Raw genomic sequence first — 4,830 nt, 5'->3', positions numbered from 1 at the left:
CGGCTCGGGCCCGGGCCCGCTCAATTCATGCCTGTCTGCCGACGCGGCAGCGCATCAGTGCAAACAGGACCAATCCCGCGATAGCGGGTTCGTTCCTCGGCCAAACTCAGCCGTTCAGCTCGGCAGCGTGAGAACCCGAGGTGGTTCGAATGCGGCGCGAGTTGTAGCCACCCCCCTGCCCCACCAGGCACGAAGTTGAAGGATTATCGTGCGTAGAGGACGATTCAACCTCGGCCCTCGGAGAGTTTTCACCCAGTCCTTATGTCTGGCTCACCAGTCTGATCCTCTACTTTCCCTAGAGTGCTGGACAGCGTCTCCTCCAGCGCCCTCACGAAGGCAGTCGTCAGCCGCGAGCATTCCCGCCCTCGGTCGAGGATGAGGGTCACGTCCAGCGGGATCCATGGCCGGAGCGGACGAGTGACGAGCCCCTGCGCCCTCGCCTCGGCAAGGCCGAAGCCGTCCAGCACCGCGATGCCCGCGCCAGCCCGGACCAGGGCGCAGGCAATGCTCGACTGCGACACCTCGATAGCCAACCGCCGGGCGATGCCAGCCTCGCTCCAGGCGACCTGGACGAGTTGGCCGACGGGCTGCGCCGGGCTCAGGGAGATGACCGTCTCCGCCTCCAGGTCCTGAAGTGCAAGGAAGGGCCTGGAGGCGAAAGGATGCTTCGCCGGTAGCGCGCAGCCGATCTCGGATCGGTGTAGTTGCCGCACCTCAATCCGCGGATCCGCCGTGCTCCCGAGGATGACCCCGAGGTCGGCTTGGTGGTTCGCCACCTGGTTCACACTCTCGATCGCGGAGAGCGCACGCAGGCGCACCAGCACCTCCGGGCGAGCCGCGCGGAAGACGGTGACCGCCGGTGGCAGCAGCGCCGTCGCCAGAACCGGCACCGCCGCCACGGAGATCTGCCCGCCCTGCCCCGCCCGAAGCGCCGCCGCGAGCCGCTCCAGCCCGTCGATGGCGGCGAAGGTTCCGAGCAGCTCTGGCATAAGAGCATAGGCCTCGGCCGTCGGAACGAGGCGCTGCCGATCCCGCCGGAAAAGGGCGAAGCCCAGCCGCGCCTCCGCGCCCTGCAACATCTTGCTCGCCGCCGGCTGGCTCATGCTCAGTCGTTCCGCCGCGCCGGTAACGCCGCCCGCCTCCATCACCGCTCGGAAGACTTCGAGCTCGCGCAAGTTCAACATCATAACCAATCACTCATGATCTGAGGACGTTTGGCTATTTGACAGCATAACCGCGGCATCGGCACGGTCTTCCCACGAAAAGACCCGGAGAGGATGCGCTTTGTGCGAGTGACGGCGATCGAGGGGTTCCATGTAGGGTTCGCGCCCAGCCCAGCACTGGGCAATGCCTCGACCTTCATTCGGCGTCGAGACTTCCTGCTGCTCCGCCTGAAGGGCGAGGACGGCACGGTGGGCTGGGGCGAGGTCTTCAACTCCCCCTTCGCTGCAGCGGGTTTCGTCCGTTCCCGCCTCGCTCCGCTCGTGCTCGGTCAGCCGGCAGCGGAGATGGGCCGGCTCTACCAAGCCATGCTGGGTACGCTGGGCTACGACCGGCGGGGGGCGGCGATGATGGCCGTCTCGGCCGTGGACATGGCCCTGCACGATCTCGCCGCGCGGGCGCGGGGGATCAGCGTGGCGCGAATGCTCGGCGGCGCACTCCGAGACCGTATGCTGGCCTATGCTAGCGGCCCCTTCATCGCCGAGGGCGGCGCGCCCTACGGCGCCTACCCCGCGCAGATCGAGGCACTGCTGGGCCGCGGCTTCCGCGCCATCAAGCCGCGTGTCGGCTTTGCGCCCCGGCTGGACGGGGCCGTGATGCGGGCGGCGCGGCGGCAGGTGGGGGACGACGTCGCACTGATGGTGGACGTGAACCAGGGCTACAGCGTCGGCGCCGCGATCGAGAGCGCGCGCCACATGGAGGAGGCCGACCTGCTCTGGATCGAAGAGCCGCTGGGCCCGGAAGACATTGGCGGCTACCGGGCGGTAGCCGCCTCCGCCCGATGCGCGATTGCAGGGGGCGAAGCACTGGCCAGCCTGGCCGCGTTCCGGGACTTTCTCGAGGCCCGAACCTTCTCCGTGCTGCAGCCGGACCTGACGGTTTGCGGCGGCTTCTCCGGTCTGCGCCGCGTCGCCGCCCTGGCGGATGCTTACGACCTCCCGGTCATGCCGCACGTCTTCGGCACCTGCGTGAACGCCCACGCTGCCCTGCAGATGGGCGCGCTGCTGACCGCACGCCGCGGCGGGGGGCCGGCCGCCTATCCCTTCGTTGAGGTGGACGCGACGGCCAATCCGCTGCTGTCCCTCGGCGGTGCGATTGCTCCACGGACGGACGGCACACTGGCGGTGCCGGACGCACCAGGCATCGGGCTGGAGCTCGACCCTACCCGGCTGGAGCCGTGGCTTTCCGAGCACTGGGCGCTGGACGCCGGTTGAAGCGGACCAGGGGAGGGAACGAAGACATGAACGTTTCAAGCCGGGGACGTCGGGCCCTTCTCGCGGCCCTACCGCTTGGGGCCCTCGCCGGGACGGCGCGCGCCCAGGCCTGGCCGGTGCGGCCGGTCCGGTTGATCGTGCCGTACCCGCCGGGCGGGGCCAGCGACATCACGGCGCGCCTGCTCGGGCAGGACTTGGCCCAGGTGCTGGGTCAGTCCTTCGTCGTCGAGAACCGCGGCGGCGCGGCCAGCCTCACGGGCACCCAGGCGGTCGCGACCGCGGCGGCGGACGGCTACACGCTCGGCGTGGTGGACACCGCCTTCCTGGTCAACCCGGGCCTGTTCGGCGGGCGTTTGCCCTACGACACCGTGCGGGACTTCACACCGGTCTCGCTGCTGGTACGTGCCCCGTTGGCCCTCGTCGTCCCGGCGGGCGAGCCCTGGCGCGAACTCTCCGCCCTGGTGGCGGAAGCGCGCGCAAAGCCCGAAAGCGTGCCCTTCGGATCGGCTGGCAACGGCACCGCCGTGCACATGGCGGGCGAGCAACTCCGCCAGGCCGCCGGCTTCACCTTCCTGCACGTGCCCTATCGCGGCGGCGGCCCGATGATCGCCGACCTGCTGGCGGGGCGGGTGCGGATGGCCTTCGGCACCGTGCCCGCCATCGCCGAGCACGTGCGCGCCGGGCGTCTTCGCGCCCTGGCCGTCACCGGCGCGGCGCGGGCACCCCTTTTACCGGAGGTGCCCTCCATGGCCGAAGCGGGCTACGCCGAGGTGGACGCCGCGCTGATCAACGCATTGATCGGACCAGCCGGGCTGCCCGGCCCCGTGGTGGGCCGCCTGGCCTCCGCCGCGCGGGAGGTGCTGACCATGCCCGGGGTGCGGGCACGTCTCGCCGAAATTGGCTTCGATTCCGTCGGCAGCACAGCTGAGGAGCTTCGCACCCTCCTGGCCACCGACATCCCGCGCTGGGAGGGCATCATCCGGCGCGGCAACATCTCGCCGGATTGATGGCGAGCACGAGGGGAGGAAACGACATGACCTGGAAGATAGCGCTGATGGCGGGGCTGCTCTGCGCGCCCCTGCCGGCGATGGCGCAGGGCTACAGCACGATGAGCCACGAGGGCCTGCGGACCGGCGTTATCCTGCGCCAGTCCGAATGCCCGGACCGCCCGGGCCAGGTCTGGGCTAGCGCACCCTATCCGGACGGCACGGTGGAGGGCGTTTGCATCCGCTACTACGCCGCCGGACTGGCCGGGACGAACCCAAAGGCCGTGGCCTTCATTCACGGCAACCGCCTCAACCAGTCCTACGATGAGCAGGGGCGTTTGGTTCGCGTGGGCGTCTCGGACTCGTACGGCAACCCCAGCGAGGAGTCGTTGCAGCGCGCGGCGGAGGCGCAGTCCCGCGCGCTCGGCCACCCCTTCATCATCGTCGCACGCCCCGGAAACTACGGCTCATCGGGCATTGCCAGCGAGCAGTTCCGGCGTCGTGAAGTGGCGCTGATGAATGCCGCGCTGGAGGCCATCAAGCAGCGCCACAGGATCGAGAGCTTCGGCATCGCCGCGCAATCCGGCGGCGGGCCGTCGCTTGCCGGGATGCTGGCAGCGCGCAGCGACATCGCCTGTGCCGCGTTCAGCTCCGCCCTTACTGCTCTGCGGGAGCGGGAGGAGGCGATGGGCAATGCGGCGCGTGGGCCGCGGCTGAGCCAGACCCTGGTGGATGCCTACGACCCAATCCGCGAAGTGGGGAGCATCCAGGCCTCCGACCGGCGCCGCGTCTTCATTGTGGGAGATGCGGAGGACAAGCTCATCCCCTACGCCGCACAACAGGCTTACGCCGACGCACTGACACGGCAGGGCGTGAAGGTGACCGCGACGACAAGCACGGCTGTCGGCTCGAACCGGCACAGCCTCGGCGCCACGGGGCAGCGTGCCGTGGGGTGGTGCCTGGACGGGCTGCAGGACGACGAGATCGCGACGCGGATGCGTCAGGGGGAGGCAGGCTACTTGCTTCCCGGCGGCTTCTACTGAAACCGAGGGCTGGACGGAGCGGACTTGCCGGCAACAGGCATTGATGCCGGCCGGCAATTCGTCACAGAAGCAGATTGCCCTGCGCCGGCATTGGCGTGGGGCAACTTCGGCCCTGGTCAATGATCGGGACAAGCGCTCCTGCTCTGCCCATCAGGCACGAGGTTTGACGCTTATCGTGCGTGAACGCCTGTTGGACGGGCAGTTCTTACCTGGGATCGATCCCAGATGCCGCATTTTCTTATCGATGAAACTGCAGACGCTACGAGTAGATGGTAAGCGGTGGTTTGAGGCCGTATTGTCCTGGAGCGTGCTGACGGCGAGGTAGCGTCACGGATGGTGAGGTGACGCGATGTTGGAGCGTGTGGC

Annotated in this window: 4 protein-coding genes; 3 read left to right on the top strand and 1 reads right to left on the bottom strand. The window is 69.0% G+C overall.

Annotated elements, in window-relative coordinates; translation table 11 throughout:
* Positions 1-248 precede the first annotated feature (248 nt).
* Positions 249-1,175, bottom strand: coding sequence for a LysR substrate-binding domain-containing protein (locus FHS87_RS22970; RefSeq protein WP_184522161.1), 927 nt, complete (start codon positions 1,173-1,175; stop codon positions 249-251).
* A 111-nt stretch (positions 1,176-1,286) separates the two neighbouring features.
* Here FHS87_RS22970 and FHS87_RS22965 point away from each other — a divergent pair, with 111 nt between their 5' ends.
* Genes FHS87_RS22965 through FHS87_RS22955 form a run of 3 tightly spaced genes read left to right on the top strand, consistent with a single transcriptional unit; the run spans position 1,287 to position 4,464 of the window.
* Positions 1,287-2,435, top strand: a complete 1,149-nt coding sequence (locus FHS87_RS22965) for a mandelate racemase/muconate lactonizing enzyme family protein (protein ID WP_184522158.1) — start codon at positions 1,287-1,289, stop codon at positions 2,433-2,435.
* Between the two features lie 26 nt (positions 2,436-2,461).
* On the top strand, positions 2,462-3,442 hold the full coding sequence (locus tag FHS87_RS22960) for a tripartite tricarboxylate transporter substrate binding protein (protein WP_184522155.1): 981 nt from the start codon (positions 2,462-2,464) through the stop codon (positions 3,440-3,442).
* A 26-nt stretch (positions 3,443-3,468) separates the two neighbouring features.
* Positions 3,469-4,464, top strand: a complete 996-nt coding sequence (locus FHS87_RS22955; RefSeq protein WP_184522152.1) for a hypothetical protein — start codon at positions 3,469-3,471, stop codon at positions 4,462-4,464.
* Positions 4,465-4,830: the final 366 nt, after the last annotated feature.

Origin of the sequence: Muricoccus pecuniae (genome assembly GCF_014199205.1) — a bacterium.
GTDB lineage: Bacteria > Pseudomonadota > Alphaproteobacteria > Acetobacterales > Acetobacteraceae > Roseomonas > Roseomonas pecuniae.
Note: the sequence above shows the minus strand (reverse complement) of the source record. Positions and strands in the feature narration are given on the sequence as shown.

Excerpts from the sequence above, each read along its gene's own strand:
- FHS87_RS22960 (WP_184522155.1), top strand. The coding sequence starts at position 2,462 with ATGAACGTTTCAAGCCGGGGACGTCGGGCCCTTCTCGCGGCCCTACCG.
- FHS87_RS22955 (WP_184522152.1), top strand. The coding sequence starts at position 3,469 with ATGACCTGGAAGATAGCGCTGATGGCGGGGCTGCTCTGCGCGCCCCTG.